Origin of the sequence: Aliarcobacter butzleri, assembly GCF_900187115.1 — a bacterium.
GTDB classification, from domain to species: domain Bacteria; phylum Campylobacterota; class Campylobacteria; order Campylobacterales; family Arcobacteraceae; genus Aliarcobacter; species Aliarcobacter butzleri.
In genome coordinates this window covers 1,929,448-1,947,966 of the sequence record NZ_LT906455.1, presented here as the reverse complement: position 1 = coordinate 1,947,966, position 18,519 = coordinate 1,929,448, and the positions used below count along the sequence as shown (strand labels likewise).

At 27.6% G+C, this 18,519-nt stretch carries 15 protein-coding genes; 12 read left to right on the top strand and 3 right to left on the bottom strand.

The annotated features are described in order from the left end of the window. Window positions 1-2 precede the first annotated feature (2 nt). From CKV87_RS09705 to CKV87_RS09650, 12 genes are all read left to right on the top strand, one after another. Window positions 3-2,003 (top strand): tetratricopeptide repeat protein, encoded by a 2,001-nt coding sequence (locus CKV87_RS09705; protein WP_012147853.1) that lies wholly within the window; start codon window positions 3-5, stop codon window positions 2,001-2,003. Further along, entirely contained in the window at window positions 2,000-3,307 is a 1,308-nt protein-coding gene (fliI, locus tag CKV87_RS09700; protein WP_004511300.1) for a flagellar protein export ATPase FliI, read from the top strand. The genes CKV87_RS09705 and fliI overlap by 4 nt, the downstream gene beginning before the upstream one ends. Further along, entirely contained in the window at window positions 3,304-4,434 is a 1,131-nt protein-coding gene (gene flgL, locus CKV87_RS09695; RefSeq protein WP_012147852.1) for a flagellar hook-associated protein FlgL, read from the top strand. Before fliI ends, flgL begins: the two co-directional genes overlap by 4 nt. A 19-nt stretch (window positions 4,435-4,453) precedes the next feature. After that, window positions 4,454-6,565, top strand: a complete 2,112-nt coding sequence (flhA, locus tag CKV87_RS09690; protein WP_004511298.1) for a flagellar biosynthesis protein FlhA — start codon at window positions 4,454-4,456, stop codon at window positions 6,563-6,565. A gap of 33 nt (window positions 6,566-6,598) precedes the next feature. After that, on the top strand, window positions 6,599-7,783 hold the full coding sequence (locus tag CKV87_RS09685; RefSeq protein ID WP_012147851.1) for an MFS transporter: 1,185 nt from the start codon (window positions 6,599-6,601) through the stop codon (window positions 7,781-7,783). 125 nt (window positions 7,784-7,908) lie between these two features. Continuing rightward, the gene (locus CKV87_RS09680; protein WP_228126917.1) at window positions 7,909-8,472 is read left to right on the top strand and encodes a flavin reductase family protein; all 564 of its coding nucleotides are present in this window, start codon (window positions 7,909-7,911) and stop codon (window positions 8,470-8,472) included. A gap of 108 nt (window positions 8,473-8,580) precedes the next feature. Further along, a complete protein-coding gene (locus tag CKV87_RS09675) occupies window positions 8,581-8,979 on the top strand; it encodes an arsenate reductase ArsC (protein ID WP_012147849.1) in 399 nt (132 codons plus the stop codon). Then, window positions 8,980-9,945, top strand: coding sequence for a permease (locus tag CKV87_RS09670; RefSeq protein ID WP_012147848.1), 966 nt, complete (start codon window positions 8,980-8,982; stop codon window positions 9,943-9,945). 4 nt (window positions 9,946-9,949) lie between these two features. After that, window positions 9,950-10,186 (top strand): thioredoxin family protein, encoded by a 237-nt coding sequence (locus CKV87_RS09665; RefSeq protein WP_012147847.1) that lies wholly within the window; start codon window positions 9,950-9,952, stop codon window positions 10,184-10,186. After that, complete coding sequence (locus CKV87_RS09660) at window positions 10,186-10,497, top strand: ArsR/SmtB family transcription factor (RefSeq protein ID WP_012147846.1); 312 nt, start codon at window positions 10,186-10,188, stop codon at window positions 10,495-10,497. Before CKV87_RS09665 ends, CKV87_RS09660 begins: the two co-directional genes overlap by 1 nt. Next, on the top strand, window positions 10,491-11,741 hold the full coding sequence (locus tag CKV87_RS09655) for an arsenic transporter (protein ID WP_012147845.1): 1,251 nt from the start codon (window positions 10,491-10,493) through the stop codon (window positions 11,739-11,741). The genes CKV87_RS09660 and CKV87_RS09655 overlap by 7 nt, the downstream gene beginning before the upstream one ends. A 180-nt stretch (window positions 11,742-11,921) precedes the next feature. Beyond that, window positions 11,922-14,834 (top strand): methyl-accepting chemotaxis protein, encoded by a 2,913-nt coding sequence (locus CKV87_RS09650; protein WP_012147844.1) that lies wholly within the window; start codon window positions 11,922-11,924, stop codon window positions 14,832-14,834. A gap of 10 nt (window positions 14,835-14,844) precedes the next feature. Here the strand turns inward: CKV87_RS09650 and CKV87_RS09645 are convergent, their stop codons facing one another. The 3 genes from CKV87_RS09645 to CKV87_RS09635 all read right to left on the bottom strand — a co-directional run bounded on the left by CKV87_RS09645 (window position 14,845) and on the right by CKV87_RS09635 (window position 18,494). Further along, window positions 14,845-15,681: a DUF5718 family protein gene (locus CKV87_RS09645; RefSeq protein ID WP_012147843.1), complete on the bottom strand. Its 837-nt coding sequence runs from the start codon at window positions 15,679-15,681 to the stop codon at window positions 14,845-14,847. A gap of 159 nt (window positions 15,682-15,840) precedes the next feature. Further along, window positions 15,841-17,334: a fumarate hydratase gene (locus tag CKV87_RS09640; protein WP_004511287.1), complete on the bottom strand. Its 1,494-nt coding sequence runs from the start codon at window positions 17,332-17,334 to the stop codon at window positions 15,841-15,843. A 176-nt stretch (window positions 17,335-17,510) separates the two neighbouring features. Beyond that, entirely contained in the window at window positions 17,511-18,494 is a 984-nt protein-coding gene (locus CKV87_RS09635) for an HpcH/HpaI aldolase/citrate lyase family protein (protein ID WP_012147842.1), read from the bottom strand. Window positions 18,495-18,519: the final 25 nt, after the last annotated feature.

Genomic DNA, 18,519 nt, shown 5'->3' with positions numbered 1-18,519 from the left:
AATTGAAATTTATATTTGTATTGTTTTTATTAGTAATTACTTTAAATGCACAACAAGAAAAAGATTTTTATTATAGCTTTATTGATTCAAATGGACAACAAATTCCCCAAAAAGTAACTCAAACAATAGTTGATGGCTTGAACTATTTACAATATATAAGAGATTTAGCACAAGATGGAAAAATAAACGAAGCCTTTACAAAAATAAAAGATTTTAAAGAAAATAATAAAACAAAAATTTTGTATTCAGATATTATGATTTTATATTCAGAATTAGCATTAAAAAATCAATCAAAGAAATTATTACTAGAAACTTCAGTTGAACTAGAAAAAGCAATAAATAGCTCTTTAGTCAGCCAACAAGATTTATTAAAAGCATATATGATTTTAGTAGATTTAAAACTAGGAGTAAATAAAATTGAAGATGCAAAGTATTTTTCAAAAATAATTATAGAAAATTTTGATGATGAACTTACAAAAACTTATGGGAAAATATCTCTTTCAAAAGTTTATAAATACCAAAAAGATTATGAAAAAGCTACAAAAACTCTTTTTGAAATATTGTCTTCGACAAAAGATAAACAAGTTGCAACTGTTGTAGGGAATGAACTATTTGATATTTACTTATTACAAGGTAAAAATGAAGAAGCAAAAGAGTTAATGACTCAAATTCTTAAAAGTAATATGGCTTTTTATATAAATGATGTTTTTTTAGCAAATAAAAAAATTGATGTTTTTGCAAGACTTGGAATGATTGACCAATCAATCGAACTTCTTCAAGGAATTATTGAAAAGTCAAAAAAAGATGATGCAATAGAAGATGCAAAATTTAAGTTAGCAAATATTTATATGCAACTTTATGACAAAACAGATCTTTATTTAGATAAAGCGAAAACTTTATATAAAAATATTTTAGATGATTATCCAAAAGGAGAACATGCAAAAGATTCTCAAATGTATCTTGATGAAATTTTAATGAGGCAAAATATTTTGGTTCCAAATAATGTTGCTGAAAAATATACTGATAATGAAGATATGCAACAAAAAGCTCTACTTCAAGAACTAATAAATAATAATAAAAATAAGCAGTATGAAGAGATATTAAAATTTGAAAAAGCTTATAGAGAAATTCCAATTAAAATACTAAAACGATTTGGATATGACACTATAAATGACCTTTTAGATGAAGTATATATTCAAATTATAAAAGATTATATATCTAAAGAAGAGTGTGTTGAATTAAATAAAATCTTAAAAAATATAAAATTTTCAATTTGGCAAAAATTGGTTAATGATGAGGTTATGAGAGGTGGACTTATAAATTGTGTTGTAGAAGTTCCTTCGGAAGAGTCTTATTCCCAAATTAAAAATATTTTTAATGATACAACAGATGCAAATATGTATTTGATTCTTGAAACTATGGCTTATTCTCTAAATTATATAGATGATGCTTTATATTTTTCATCAAAAATTGAAGCTATAAATGATAAAAAAGTTTTAGAAAAAGAGTTTTTATATAAATATCAAGTAATTAAGGCTAAAAATGATTCTAATAGATTGGATAGATTTTTAAAATCTGTATCTGAAAATGAAGAATATATTTCACAAAATGAGAATAATCCAGTGATTATAGACTTTTATTATGATTACTATAACTATTTATTGAGAAATGACATTGAAAAAGCAAATAAAGTATTAAAAAAACTTTATGACAAACAGAATGAATTTAGAGCCTTTGTGTATTCTCCTTTAGTAGAGAGTGATTTGTCAAAAGTTGCAAAAAAAGAAAATAAAACTCAAGAAGCACTTAACTATTTATTAGAAGGAATAGAGCGTTCAAAAAGAATAAAACCAGATGAATTAGCAAGAATGTATTATGAGATTTTATCTTTATATAGTGATTTAGGAGATAGCAAAAATAGTGATGAATATCTTAAAAAATGTAAAGATTTAAAAAATGTATCAGAAGATAATTTATACAAAAAAATGTGTGATATGAAATGATTAATATAGAAGAATTATTAAATAAAATAGACTCTGCTTCTTTACCTATTGCTTTTGGAAGAATAACAAATATTTCAGCTATTACTTTAACGGCAATTGGGCTTGAAGTTGCAGTTGGTGATATTGTAAGAATAGAATCAGAACAACGATTATATTCCGTTTTAGGAATGGTTACAACTATAAATGATAGTTCTTTTATTATTGTGCCTTTTTCATTTATAGAAGGTTTTAAAATAAATGATAAAGTGTTTCTACAAAGAGATGGATTAACTGTAAAATGTGGAAATGGACTTTTAGGAAGAGTTGTTAATGCGTTGGGAGAACCAATTGATAATAAAGGTAAGATAAGAGATTTAGATGAAAATTCGGCCATAAATAAAATCTCTATGTCACCACTAGAAAGAGGAATAATTGATCAAAAGTTTTCTACAGGAGTTAAGGCAATAGATTCAATGTTGACTTGTGGAAAAGGTCAAAAAGTTGGTATTTTTGCAGGTTCTGGGGTTGGAAAATCAACTTTGATGGGTATGATAGTAAAAGGTTGTGAGGCTCAAGTAAAAGTTGTAGCATTAGTTGGAGAAAGGGGAAGGGAAATTCCTGAATTTATTCACTATAACTTAAATGATGATTTGGAAAATACAGTAATTGTTGCTGCAACTTCAGATGAGTCAGCATTAATGAGAAAATATGGTGCATTTACAGCTATGAGTATTGCTGAATATTTTAGAGATAAAGGTCTTGATGTTCTCCTTATGATGGATAGTGTGACAAGGTTTGCAATGGCTCAAAGAGAAATTGGACTAAGTACTGGTGAGCCACCAGTAAGCCGAGGTTATCCACCTTCTGTTTTTGCACTTTTACCACAATTAATGGAAAGAGCTGGAAATAACCAAAAAGGTTCAATAACAGCCTTTTTTACTGTTTTGGTTGATGGTGATGATATGAATGATCCAATTGCGGATCAAAGTAGGTCGATTCTAGATGGACATATTGTTTTAACAAGAGAATTAACTGAACAAGGATTTTATCCACCAATTAATCTTTTAAAATCTGCTTCAAGGGTTATGGATAAAGTTGTTACAAAAGAACACTATAATGATTTTTTAAAGTTAAAAAGAGTATTATCGCTAATAAAAGAGAATGAAGTTTTAGTTAGAGTTGGTGCATACAAAAAAGGTATGGATCCTGAGCTTGATAATGCAATGGCAAGAAAAGAGAGAATACGAGAGTTTTTAACTCAAAGTACACAAGAAAATGTCTCTTTTGATGAAATTATTACAAATTTTAGAAAGGTTTTACAATGATAGCACAAGTTAATTCCTCACTGTATAGATTAAATAATTTGAATAGTACTCAAGATAAGTTAAACTACCAAATGGGTGGTGAAAAGCTTGAATATGGAAGTGACGATTCTATGCTTTTTGGAAGACTTTCTCATATAAATGATAAAGTATTGACTCAAACAGAGATAAAAGATCAACTTGAAAGAACAAACGTTTTAAATAAGAATGCAGATTCAGCAATATCTACTGTGAAGCTTAAATTAGAATCAGTAAAAGAAGAACTTATTAAAGCAAATACATCAACAACAAGTATTGAAGGGCTGGAAGCAATTGCACAGAATCTTTCTGGATATAAACAAAATCTTTTAGATTTAGCAAATACTCAAGTTGAAGGGCAATATTTATTTTCTGGTTCGGATTCTTCAGTAAAAGCTTTTACAATGGATGCAAATGGAAAAGTAACATATAATGGAAATGATAGTTTAAGAAAAATTGCTGTTGATGAAGGTTCTTATAGAGAATCAGGAGTTAATGGTCTTGAACTTTTTTATTATACTGCTAACTCAGCATCAAAAGGTGAAACTTTAACTTTTGAAGATGCTGATAGAATACTTGACCAAGAGGGGAATGAATGGACATTAGATACGGCTACAAATATTTTGTCTAAAAAAAATTGGGATGGTTCGTTTGATACTTTAACTGTTACTCCTCCAACTGCACCAGCAACTGAATATAGCGTTACAGTACCAAATACTGATGGGACAAGATTTGAAGCAAAAAGAAGTGTTTTTGATTTGTTAGATGATGCAGTAAGTAGTTTAAAAGGTTTAGATAGTAGTGGAAATGCAACTTTAACTTATGAACAAAGACGTGCTGGAATTTCTTCAGCACAAGATGAAATAGATAAAGCGAATAATAATGTTAGTATTGCACATGCAGATTTAGGTGCAAGAAATAAGACATTCAATAACTCTTTAGATATAATAGAATCAAAAATTAGTCAATATAATAAAACATATACAGAAATAGGTTCTTCTAACTTAACAGAAGTTGGAATTAAACTAAAAAGCTTAGAATTAATGTTCTCAGCTTTATATTCAACTATAAGCCAAACAAACCAATTGTCATTAGTTAATTATATGAAATAGTTAGCTAATTAAATAATTTATGAATTTTGATTTTAAAAAGATATTTACAAGAGATTTAATCGCTGTAGCATTGTTCCTTTCAATGCTTGCGATTATAATTGTTCCTTTAAATCAAGAGGCACTTGACTTTTTTATATCAGTATCGCTTGCTATATCTTTTCTTATTTTATTAATTTCTTTATATATTCAAAAACCAGCTGATTTAACAACTTTTCCAACTCTTATTTTGATTTTAGTTGTATTTAGACTTGCTTTAAGTATTGCAACCACAAGATCAATTTTGGGAGAAGGGCATAATGGTCCAGATGCTGTAAGTTCTATTATTACAGCATTTGGTCAATTTGTTGTTGGTGGAAATATGGTTATTGGTATAATCATATTTATCATATTAGTTTTAATTAACTTTATGGTTGTTACAAAAGGTGCTACAAGAGTTGCAGAAGTTACTGCAAGATTTACACTTGATTCTATGCCTGGTAAACAAATGGCGATTGATGCAGATTTAAATGCTGGATTTATAGATGATATACAAGCACAAGCAAGAAGAAAAGCTTTAATATCTGAAGCAAACTTCTATGGAGCGATGGATGGGTCTTCAAAGTTTGTTAAAGGTGATGCAATTGCAAGTATTATTATTACTTTAGTAAACTTGGTTGGAGGAATTTTAGTTGGTCTTTTCCAACATAATTTGTCTATTGCACAAGCAGGAGAAACTTATACTATTTTAACTATTGGTGATGGATTAGTTAGTCAAATTCCAGCCCTATTATTATCAACAGCAACAGCTATTATTATTACTCGTTCAAATACTGATGATGAAAAATTTGCTACACAAACAGTTAATCAGCTTATTAAAGATAGTAAATCTTTAATTTTAGTTGGTATTGGTTTAATGCTTTTTGCATTAGTTCCTGGTTTCCCAACATTCATTTTAATGACAATGGGTCTTTTAATGGGTGGATTAGGATATATTATTATTATGATTGAAAGAGGTGATAATAATATAGTTACAAGATTCTTGAAAACCCCCGAAGTTAAAAAAGTTGATAAACCAGAAGATTTAAAAGAAAAAAGAAGAACTGCTTCTGCCGCTGATGAAACACAGACAATTGAAACAATTATGAAGTTAGAAGTTTTAGAGTTAAAACTTGGAATCCGACTTTTACAGTTAGTTCAAGGAAACTCTGAACTTTTAGATAAAATTAAAGCAATAAGAAAAACAATAGCTAGTGAGTTAGGATTTGTAATACCACAAATTAGAATTTCTGATGATTCATATTTATCACCAAATGAATATCAACTTTATCTTAAAAGAATTCCTTTGGTAAAAGGAAGAATTGAAGTTGATAAGTTTCTTGCGATGGGTGGAACAGGAAATGAAAAATTACAAGGTATTCATGTAAAAGAACCTGTATTTAATCTTGATGCAACTTGGATAACTGGTGATTTAAGAGAAGAAGCTTTAATGAAAGGTTTTACTGTTGTTGATGCTCCAACGATTATATCTACGCATATTTCAGAGATTATTAAACGACATGCAGAAGATATTATAACAAGACAAGATATCGTTGATATTGTTGAAAGATTGAAAAAAGACTTCCCTATAGTAATAGAAGAAGCAATGAAAGTTACTTCTTATGGAGCATTATTAAAAGTTTGTAAAGATTTATTACATGAAAAAATACCAATTATTGATATGTTAACAATTATTGAAGCAATAGCAGATATTGCAGAGTTTACAAAAGCTCCTGAAATTTTATTAGAACACGTTAGAGCAAAATTATATAGATTAATTACTCAAAAATTCAAAGATACTGATGGAATTTTGCATATTATTACTATTAAACCTGATGTTGAGCAACAGTTTATTGGAAAGTTACAAGAACACCATGGAATTTCTCAATTGATGTTATCTATTGCAGAGATAAATAATCTAGTAACTAAAACAAAACAACTTCTTGATGATGTAGAAATGAAAGGTTTTTCTAAAGTTTGTATGGTTGTTGATCCTGTTTTAAGAAAAAGAATATCAGAAATTTATGAAAAATTTGGACTTCAAATTGCTGTCTTATCTCATGCTGAATTAGATTCAAAAGCAAATTTTGCTATTGAAGGTACTTTAGAGTTCTAAAACTCGCTGCTTTTTTATATTTAAGGAAATTATTTGAAACAATATATTTTATTTTTAAAAGAGAATAAAATTATTAGAGATTTATCTTTAGTAAATTTTATCTCATCTTTTGGTGCATGGTTTTCTACTGTTGCAATATATACAATGGTTGTAGAATTTGGTTCTACTGAACTTGCTATTTCTATTGTTACAGCAATGCACTTTATTCCTGCAATTATAATTGCACCATTGAGTGGAGCAATTATTGATAGAGTTAGAATTAAACCTTTGATGATATCTTTACTTTTTGTAGAATTGCTTATGACAATTATGTTTTTAACAATAAATGATTTGAGTCATTTGTGGATTTTATTAATTTTTATTTTTATTAGAATGAGTGCAGCTTCAATGTATTTTTCAACAGAAATGTCGCTTTTAGCTAAACTTTTAGATGGTAAAAATCTTCAAACTGCAAACGAGATAAATTCTATAATTTGGTCATTTACTTATGCTGTTGGTATGGCAACAAGTGGATTTATAGTAAACTTATATGGTGTAAAAACGGCAATTATGGTTGATGTATTTATATTTGTTTTAGCAATTATTGTATTTTTGCAAATAAAACTTAATATAGAGCACAAAAAAGTTACTGAAAAGATTTTTGAATTAATGAAAGATGGTTTTTTATATATCAAAAATAATAAGGTTATTTTACATTTGATATTTTTACATGCAAGTGTTGGACTAGCTTCTTATGATGCTTTGATTACAATTTTAGCAAAAAATCAATATAAAGAGTTGATTGCGGTTCCTTTAGCTATTGGTCTTTCAAATGCTGTAAGAGCACTGGCTTTGATGATTGGTCCACTTTTTTTAAATAAAATTATAAATAAAGAGAATCTTCATTATCTATTAGTTTTTCAAGGAGTAACTATAATTCTTTGGGCTTTAACACAAGATAATTTTTATTTATCTTTAGTTTCTTTATTTTTTGTAGGATTAAGTACAGCGTTCTTGTGGTCATATACATATTCTCTTTTACAAAATAGTTGTGATAATAAATATATTGGAAGAGTAATATCGTATAATGATATGTTCTTTATGTTATCAAATGTTTGTACAACTATGTTTATTGGTTTTATGGCACATATTACAACAACGCAAGTTATTACGGTTTGTTTAGGAGTAGCTTTTTTATTATTTGCTTACTACTATACAAAAATTTTAAAACTGATTTAAGAAAGGCTTTTTTCTAAAAGCCCTTTAGAGTTTTGCTACTTTTAGAAATTTTAGAAATTTTGTTAAAAAGTAGTTATTAAATGATAGGTTTCCTTTTAAATGGAAACCATTTAAAAGGAGAGAAAATGATTTTAGATTATAAAGATGTAAATGATTTAAATAGATACAAAATAATGTCTGGAAGTATAGTTCCACGACCAATAGCATGGATAGTAACAGAAGATAATGGAGTTTTAAATGCTGCACCATTTTCTTATTTTATTCCAATCTCTACAAATCCAGCTCTTGTAATTGTTGCTATTGGAAGAAAAGAGAATGAAAGTCCAAAAGATACTTTAGCAAACATATTAAAAACAAAAAAGGCAACAATTTGTTTCCCAAATAAAGACAATGTAGATCAAGTTCAAAAATGCGCTATACAATTGCCAAAGGATGAGAGTGAAATAGAAAAATATGAAATAGAAGTAAAAAAAGAATTAGAAGATTATCCTCCTATGATTTGTTCTACTCAAACTGCGCTTTTTTGTGAGTATTATGATACTTATAAAGTTGATGGAGACATAACACCAGTTATTCTAAAAATAAATTATCAATATATTGAAGATGGACGAATAAATGAAAGAAATCATACAAATATAGATAGTATCGGAAGAGCAGGAGTTACTTTTAAAGCTATGGTTGATTTATAAAATAAAAATCTCTCTTTTTGAGAGAATTTTTAATATTTATATATCAATATATCTTGATATATAAATGTATTTGTGATACAATTTCCAAAACTTTATAAAAGGACAAATATGAAAAAAGTATTGATTTTATGTACAGGGAACTCTTGTAGAAGTATTATCGCTGAAGCACTTATAAATGCTAAATTAGAAGGAATTTATGCAGATAGTTCTGGTGTTCGTGCAAGTGGAAAAGTAAATCCAAATGCAAAAAAACTTCTTGAAGAAAAAGGGATTTGGAAAAAAGAGTACCATTCAAAAACTATTGATAAAGTAATAGATAATGTTTATGATTTAGTAGTAACAGTTTGTGACCATGCAAATGAAACTTGTCCAATGTTTCCAAAAGCTGTAAAAGTTATTCATGTGGGATTTGAAGATCCTGATGGAAAAGGATTTGAAGCTTTTGAAAAAACATATAAAGAGATAGAAGAAAAACTTCTTCCAAAAATTGTTGAGGTATTAAAATAGATGTTTGATTGGCTTGTAAACTTAACTTCAATTTTTGTATTTGATATTTTACGACTTTCAAAAGGAACTCATTTAGGTGAAGCTTTAAATTTTTTTATTTACGATACGATAAAAATATTTATCCTATTAATAACAATTATTTATATGGTTACACTTCTTAGAAGTTATTTTCCAATAGAAAAAGCAAGGGATTATTTAAGTGGAAAACACAAAATTGTGGGGCATATAATGGCAGCAATTTTTGGGGTAATAACGCCATTTTGTTCTTGTAGTGCAATTCCACTTTTTTTAGGATTTTTACAAGCAAGAATTCCTTTAGGAGTTACTTTTTCATATTTGATTTCTGCACCACTTAGTGATGCAGTTGTGATTGCAATGTTATTTTCTTTGTTTGGTTGGGAAATTGCTCTTTTATATGTTGGATTAGGATTATTAATCGCCATTGTTGCTGGACTTATAATTGGAAGTATGAATTTAGAAAAGGAAGTTTTAATAGAAGTAAAACCAATAAATAGTTGTTGTAATGGCTCAAATAGTGATGAAATTTTATTTTCTCAAAGAGCAAAAGAGTCTTGGGAATATACAAAAGATATATTTAAAAAGATTTATCTGTATGTGATTGTTGGAGTTGGAATTGGAGCATTTATTCATGGATATATTCCTGCTGATTTTATCAGCAAATATGCAGGCGGAGATGTTTGGTATGCGCCAATAGTTGCAGTTATTATGGGAATTCCTATGTATTCAAACGCTGCTGGAATTTTACCACTTGTTGAAGTTTTAACACAAAAAGGAATGTTACTTGGAACAGCATTGTCATTTATGATGGCAGTTGTGGCTTTAAGTCTTCCAGAAGCTATGATTTTAAAAAGAGTTTTAAGTCTGAAACTTATCTCTATATTTTTTGCAATTGTGGGATTTGCTATACTTTTAACAGGGTATTTATTTAATTATTTAATAGGATGAAAAAATGAAAATAGAAATTTTAGGAACAGGTTGCTCTAAATGCAAAGCTTTAGAAGAAGCCGTAAAACAAGCAGTTACAAAAATTGGTGGATTTCACGAAGTTAAAAAAGTTGAAGATATAGTTGAAATTATGAATTATGGTGTTATGAGTACACCTGCACTTGTTGTTGATGGAGTTGTAAAATCTACTGGAAAAGTTTTGAGTGTTGATGAATTGTTAACACTATTTAAAGGAATATGATGGATATTTTTTTACAAACAATTGGTTCAATAAATGATGAAACAAGAGTCAAAATATTGCATTTTATAGATATACACAATGAAGTTTGTGTTTGTGATATAGAGAGCTCTTTTTCAATGATACAATCAAGAGTTTCAAGACACTTAAAAATCTTAAAAGATGGAGGTTTTTTAAGAGTTGATAGAAGAGGGCGTTGGGCATATTATAGTATAAGAACACCTTTAGATGTTTTTAGACAATCAATTTTAAAAGAAATTAGTTATTTAAACTTAGAAATTCCTGCATTAAAAAAAGGTTGTGAGGTATGTTAATTCCAATTTGCATATTTTTAGTAACTTTATTTTTAATCATTACTCAACCAAAAGGTTTACAAATAGGAACAACGGCCATTTTAGGTGCAATTGTTGCTTTAATTTTAGGTGTAGTAAGTATCAATGATGTTTTAGATGTAACAAACATAGTTTGGGATGCAACTTTAGCTTTTATTGGAATCATTATTTTATCTTTAGTTTTAGATGAAATTGGCTTTTTTGAGTGGTGCGCCTTAAAAATGGCAAAATTTTCAGAAGGAAGTGGAATAAAAATGTTTGTTTATTCCATTTTATTGGGAAGTTTTGTTTCAGCACTTTTTGCAAATGATGGAGCAGCTCTTATATTAACACCTATTTTATTGGCTAAAATGAGAGTTTTACAATTAAGTACAAAAACTATAATTGCTTTTTTACTTGCGGGTGGTTTTATAAGTGATAGTGCGTCTTTACCTTTTGTATTTTCAAATCTTACAAATATAGTAACTGCAAACTATTTTAATATAGGTTTTGTGGATTATTTTCTTAATATGATTATTCCTTTTATTGTGAGTGTTATTGCTTCAATAGTTTTTTTATGGTTAATTTTGAGAAAAGATATTCCAAAAAAAGTTGATGTAAGACTTTTAAAAGAACCAAAAAGTGTTATAAAAAATATGAATCTATTTTATTTTTCTTGGTTTTTTCTAGCTTTTTTGTTGAGTGCTTATGCTTTGGGAGATATTTACAAACTTCCTATCTCTTTTTTTGCATTAGGTGGAGCATTAGTTCTTTTAATAATTGCAAGTTTAACAAAAAGTGTAAATGCAAAAAATATTATAAAAGAAGCTCCTTGGCAAATCGTTTGGTTTAGTATTGGTCTTTATATTGTTGTTTATGGTTTAAAAAATGCAGGATTAACTGAATATTTAACAACGATATTAAATTATTTAGTTTTGCAAGGTGATACAATAGCTATCATATCAACAGGGTTTATAAGTGCAATTTTAAGTGCAGTTATGAATAATCTTCCAACAATTATGATTATGGATATAGCACTAAAAGATATACCAAATGAGGCTTTAGCTTATGCAAATATTATTGGATGTAATTTAGGTCCAAAAATGACACCATTTGGAAGTTTAGCAACTCTTCTTTGGCTTCATGTTTTAGCAAAAAAAGGTATAAAAATAAGCTTTTGGGAATATAGTAAATTTGGTTTGATTATTACACCACCTGTTTTACTACTTGTTCTTTTGGCAGTTTAAAATAATTTTTAAACTGCTAAACTTTTTAGATTTATAAAGAGTTTTTTTACTAAATTTAACTAAAAAAATAACAAAAAAATAATCATTAGATTTCAGTTTGATTACAAAAAATAATTATATAACCTTTTATTCAAATAATAAAGAATATATTGCTAAAAATATAATTTTAGGAAGAGTATTATGAATAATTTGAAGCTTAGGAATAAAATCTTACTTATATTGGTATTACCGATTTTAGCGATTTTTATGCTTTCATCTGTTTTGATTTTTGAAAAAATTGAGAAAAAATCAAATATGAATAAAACTTCAAGCTATATTGATTTTACGGTTAAAATCTCAAAAGTTTTAACGGCTTTTCAAAAAGAGAGAGAATTATCAATTTTATATTTAAATAGTTATGGAAAAATAAAAAAAGATGAATTAGAAGAGCAAATAAAAAGTAGTAATGAAAATTGGAAACAATTAAATGATTTTATAGAAAATTTCAATTTAATCAAAAAAGATAATAATCTTTTAGAAAAAATAAATAATTTAAAAAACTCTTTTCATAGATTGGATGAAATAAGAAAAAATACAATAGATTTAAGAGTTGATATAAAAGAAATTGAGAACTTTTATAATGAAAAAAATCTAAATCTTATATCATTTTTTGATGATTTATTAATATATTCAAATAGTAAAGAGTTATCAAAATCTTCTTTGATTTATATTTCAATAATAAATATAATAGAAAAAGTTTACAATGAAAAGATTTTAGTAAAAAGTATATTTGAACACAATTTTATGTCAAATAGTAACTATAACAATTTTATATCACTAATAGTTTTTCAAGACTCATATTTAGAAGTATTGAAAAAAAATTTATCAAATGAACAACTTGAAGATTTAAAAAAACAGTTAGAAGATAATAGTTTTAAAGATATAGAAAAATTAAGAAGTATAATTTTTCTTAAAATTGAAAAAGAAAACCTTTTATCACAAATAAAAGAGGCTTTTGGATATGGTGGATTAATACATTTATATAAAAACTATGTTTTAACAAAAGATGAAAATTTATTAAATAAAATTCAAAAAAGTCATACAAAAATATTAAGAGCTATAAAAGATTATAAAAAATTAGAGTTCTCAAAAGAAGAAGAGGAGTTACTAAATAACATCCAATTTGCTATTGATACATATATGGCAGCTGCATATAATAGTGAACGTATAGATGAAGCACAACTTGATTCAAAAACTTTACAAGCAATAGATACTTTGTCTAAAAATATTTATGGTGCAAATAGCAAAAAATGGGAAGAAGCATCTTCACTTAAGATTACAATTTTTGAAAATATAAAAGATAAAATGGTTGAAGATATGCTTTTATATATAAATACAAATGTTAAAACTTTAGATAATCAAATAGTATTATTCTCTTTATTTTTAATTGTTTTAATCATTTTAATTTTTGCTGTAATTATATTAATGACAAGTAAAGTTTCAAAATCTATTAAAAAGTTTGAAAATAATTTAACTCAATTCTTCTCTTATTCTATGAGAGAAAAAGATGAAATATATTTGGATAGACTTGAAGGAAAAGATGAATTTGCTTTGATGACAAAAAATATGAATACTCAAGTTGAAAAAATAGAAAAAATTATTGAAAATGATAAAAAAGTTATTCTTGAAATAACAGATATTATGGAAAAAGTAAATAATGGCTTTTTTGAATATTCAATCAAAACAAAAGCTTCAACAAAAGAGTTACAAACTTTAGTTGAAATTATAAATAAAATGATTGATAGAACAAGATTGAAAATTGATAGTTTAAATATGCTTCTAAATAGTTATACTCAAGGTGATTACAAATTTAAATTAGATGAACAACATACAAGAGGAATGTATGGAGATTTTGGGATACTTTGTAATTCAACTGTTCTTTTAGGACAATCTTCTTCAGAACTTATTGCTATGATTACAAATGCTGGTGTTGAACTTGAAAAAAATACAAAAATTCTGACAAACTCTTCAAATGAATTGGCTGTTTTATCTTCAGAACAAGCAAATTCTTTAAAACAAAGTTCTGTTGCCCTTGAACAAATCACAGCAAATATAAAAAATAACAATGAAAATATGGGACAAATGTTAAAAATCTCAGATGAACTAAATAGTTCTGCAATAGAAGGAAATAAATCTGCAAATCAAACTTTTGTATCAATGGATGAAATAAGTAAAAAAGTAAATGCTATAAATGAAGCAATAATTGTAATAGACCAAATAGCATTTCAAACAAATATTCTTTCACTTAATGCTGCTGTTGAAGCAGCAACTGCTGGAGAAGCTGGAAAAGGTTTTGCTGTTGTTGCACAAGAAGTGAGGAATTTAGCAAATAGAAGTGCGCAAGCTGCAAGTAAAATAAAAAGTCTAGTTGAAAGTGCAAATTTTGAGGCAAATGAAGGTAAAAATATTGCAGATAATATGATAAAAGGTTATGAAGATTTAGCTTCAAAAATCTCTCAAACAAAAGAGATAATAAATAGTGTTACGATTTTTAGTAAAGAGCAAGAAATAGGAATTATTCAAATAAATGATACGATTTCAAAGATTGATTCTGCTACACAAAAAAATGCCAAAACAGCTTTAAACATAGATAATTTATCAAACGAAGTTTCGAAATTATCTAATAAATTACTTCAAATTACTTCACAATCAAAAATCGATGATAAATATTATGAAATGGTTGAGAACATAAATTTGATAAAAGAGTTATCAACTTATAAAAATGATCATATAAACTTTAAAAAAAGATATTATAAAACACTAAATAATTTTACAAATATTGTTATTGATAATTCTGAATCTTGTAATGTAGGAAAATGGATGATATCTTGTGAAAATAATAATGAGATTTTTGTAAAAAATGAGAACTGGAAAGTTCTAAAACAAACTCATAAAGATGTTCATCAAAAAATGCAAGAATATATTACTCAAAATGCAAATAAAATTGAGAACAAAATACTTAGACAAATTGCAAGTCAAATAGAAGATGCAACTATGAAATTTTTTGATAGTTTAAATAATATTTTGTATTTAGAATCAAAAAATAAAAAGTAATAAATACTTTTTATTGAACTATTTGATGAAGTTTTGAACACTGTCCTAGATATGTATCTACTCCACACATATCATTCATAATGTCATTGAAACTATGAGCACGAGCATTGTAAACATATACAAAAATCTCATCACCTTTTTTCAAAAAGTTTTTTTTACCAAAATCTGTATAAGCTGTTGCACCTGCTGCGATTAAAATACCTTTTGCTTTGTGAGCATCTTTTAAAAACTGCCCAAGTTCTTCAAGTGGTCCACAATCTTCTTGTGTATTTATTTTTTCAACCATCCAATTTTTTAGCTTCTCAAAAAAATAACTATATGATTTAACCGCACTTGTAGTTCCATAATCATATACTATTCCATCTCTTTTAATAAAAGAAGAGATATGATATTTACTTAATATTCCTTTTTCAGTGAAATTATCAATTTCGATAATATCTTGAGAAATTCCTTTAGTTTTTTCTCCCCAATTCTTTTTACAACTTAATTTATTTCCATCTTGAACTCTAAGAGAGCAGTCATTAAATGCTGCAAAATATCTTGGAATTATGTCTATAATTTTTTCATTTTCATATACAAAATCGCAAATCAATGCAACTTCTGCTTCAATTTGTAAGTTATCTTCTTCTCTACCATGAGTTAAAATAATCTCATCACATATTGGATATGTTCCTAAAAAACTATTATGGTTTTTAATATAAAAAGGAAAAAGTCCTTTAGGAGCATCTTTTTCAGTTGTTTGGATTACTGAAAATTCATCTGCTTCCCCAGCTTCTCCTAGATGATTTGCGAAGTTTCCTGCAACTGCAAATCCTAAATAATCTTTTAAATCTTCCAATAAATTCATCAATATATCCTATAATTTTTTAAAACAAAAAGTTAATTTATAGTATAACATTAATTAAATTTACAAAAAGTCAAAGTAGAGAGATAAATTAATAATATAAGGATTTTTTAAAAAAAGAGAGTTTACAAAAGGTTAAAAACCTTTTGTAAATATAGGAAATTAGATAGTTCTCCATTTTGCTGGTCCAGTTGTATGAATAGAGTTACCTTCTGTATCAACAGCAACAGTAACAGGCATATCAACTACATCAAATTCATAAATAGCTTCCATTCCAAGTTCTTCAAATGCTAAAGTTTTTGCACCTTTAATTGATTGAGAGATTAAATAAGCTGCTCCACCAGTTGCAATTAAATAAATAGATTTGTATTCTTTTATTAAATCAATAGTTGGTTGTTTTCTTTCAGCTTTTCCAATCATTCCCATGATACCGATTTCCATCATATCTTTAGTAAATTTATCCATTCTTGTTGATGTTGTTGGTCCTGCAGGTCCTACTACTTCATCTCTTACTGGATCAACTGGTCCAACGTAGTAGATAAATCTGTCTTTTAAGTCAACACCATTTGGAAGTGGTTTTCCTGCATTTTTATATTCAACAATTTTTTTATGAGCAGCATCACGTGCTGTTAAAATTTTTCCTGAAAGTAATAAAGTATCACCTGATTTAAACTCTTGTAATTTTTCTTTTGTTAAATCGGCAATATTTACTCTTTTAATAGTATCCATTGGAAGTTCAATATCTGGCCAAAGGTCTAAAGATGGGTTTTTAAATATTGCTGGTCCATCACCTTTTAATTTGAAGTGAATGTGTCTTGTTGCTGCACAGTTTGGAATCATAGCAACTGGAAGTGAAGCTGCGTGACATGGGTAATCTAAGATTTTAACATCTAAAACAGTTGTTAATCCTCCTAAACCTTGTGCACCTATTCCAACTTTATTGATATCTTCATAAAGTTTTAATCTTAACTCTTCTAAAGCATTTTGAGGACCTCTTGCTTTTAATTCATGAATATCAACATGTCCCATTAAAGACTCTTTTGCTAAAAGCATAGCTTTTTCTGGATTTCCACCAATACCAATACCTAAAATCCCTGGAGGACACCATCCTGCACCCATTTGTCTAACATTATCCATAACCCAATCATAAATACTATCACTTGGATTTAAAACTGTAAATTTAGATTTATTTTCACTTCCTCCACCTTTTGCAGCAACAGTGATATCTAATTCATCAGAATTATCAGTTGTTATATGAATAACTGCTGGAGTATTATTTTTTGTATTTGTTCTTTTTCCTGCTGGATCTGCAACTACAGAATATCTTAAAGTGTTATCTGGATCAGTATAACCTTTAGCTACACCTTCATTTAAAATATCTTCTAGGTTTCTTGAAATATCTAAATTAGCTTTTAACCCAATTCTTATAAAGATATTTACACTTCCTGTATCTTGGCAAAGGGGTCTATGACCCATAGCACACATTTTTGAGTTAATCAAAATTTGCCCGATAGCATTTTTTGCAGCTTCACTTTCTTCTTTTTCGTAAGCTTCAACCATTCCTTTTACGAAATCTTCTGGATGGTAAAATGAAATATATTGACAGGCAGATGCAACTGAATCTATAATGTCTTGTTCTGTGATTTTTTTACTCATAAATTTTCCTTTGTTTTGTTTAGAAATCCTAAAATTATATCAATGCACTTTTGAAAATAGGCTTTTTTTAATGCTAAAAATAAAGATATTTTTAAAAATGTTTAATTTTGGAATATAAAATAAATTAGTGTATAAAAGAGCGTACAAAGCCAAAATATGGCTTTGTATAAAAAGATTTAAGCAAAAAATCTTTTTTCAGTTTCTTCAAGTAAATTAGCACCAGAGAATTTAGCTCTTTGAACTAATTCCCAGAAGTATCTATAAGTTGCTCTATCGTGTAACTCACCATCATATTGGATTGGTCCCCATTCAGCATCTTGAGCTTTAATTAAGATATTTTGAGCAGCTTCAAGTTCTGTAAAATCTGGTTTCATAGCATCAACGATAGCTTGAACTTGTGTTGGGTAAATTGACCACATTCTCATAAATCCGAACTCATTTCTTGCTCTTTCAGCATCTTTATAAGTTTGGTATGGATTTTTTAAATCTAAAGTTACGTTGTGTGCAGGAATAACTTTATTTTGAATTGCAGCTTGTGCAACTCTAGCTTTTGCAGCACCAATTAATCTATGATCAAATTGACCTGGGCTTCTCATATTAATTGCTGGAATTGCTCCTTGGTATCCTGAAACAAAGTCCATTAAACCAAAGTCTAAAACTTGTAACCAAGGTAAAGTTGCAATTTTTTCTACATCTTGTAATGCACCATGAGTTTCAATTAATACGTGAATAGGAATTTCTCTTTTAATTCCAGCTTTTTTTGCAACTGCTTGAATATACTCAATTTGAGTTTTTGCATCTTCATAACAAGTTGATTTTGGTAATGTGATATATGCTAATTTTTCACCAGCACCAGGAACTAAAATATCAACATCTTGTCTCCAATCTGGATGTGAATGGTCGTGAATTCTAGTTCCTGCCATACCATATGGATTTTCAGCAGAATTAACAACTCTAACAATCATATTTGCGTGTTCAACTTCTTTACCAGTTTCTGCACCATCTTCGCAGTCACAAGTAATATCAAAAACTGGACCCAATTTTTTTTGCATTTCAAAACCTTTTAGGATTAGCTTTTCGCTTCCTGCAAAGTGTTCACAAGTTGGGATGATTGGTAAAGATTTACCATTTTCAAATAAAGCTTCGCTTGGGTGTGTCATATTTTTTCCTTTTTATTAAAATTAA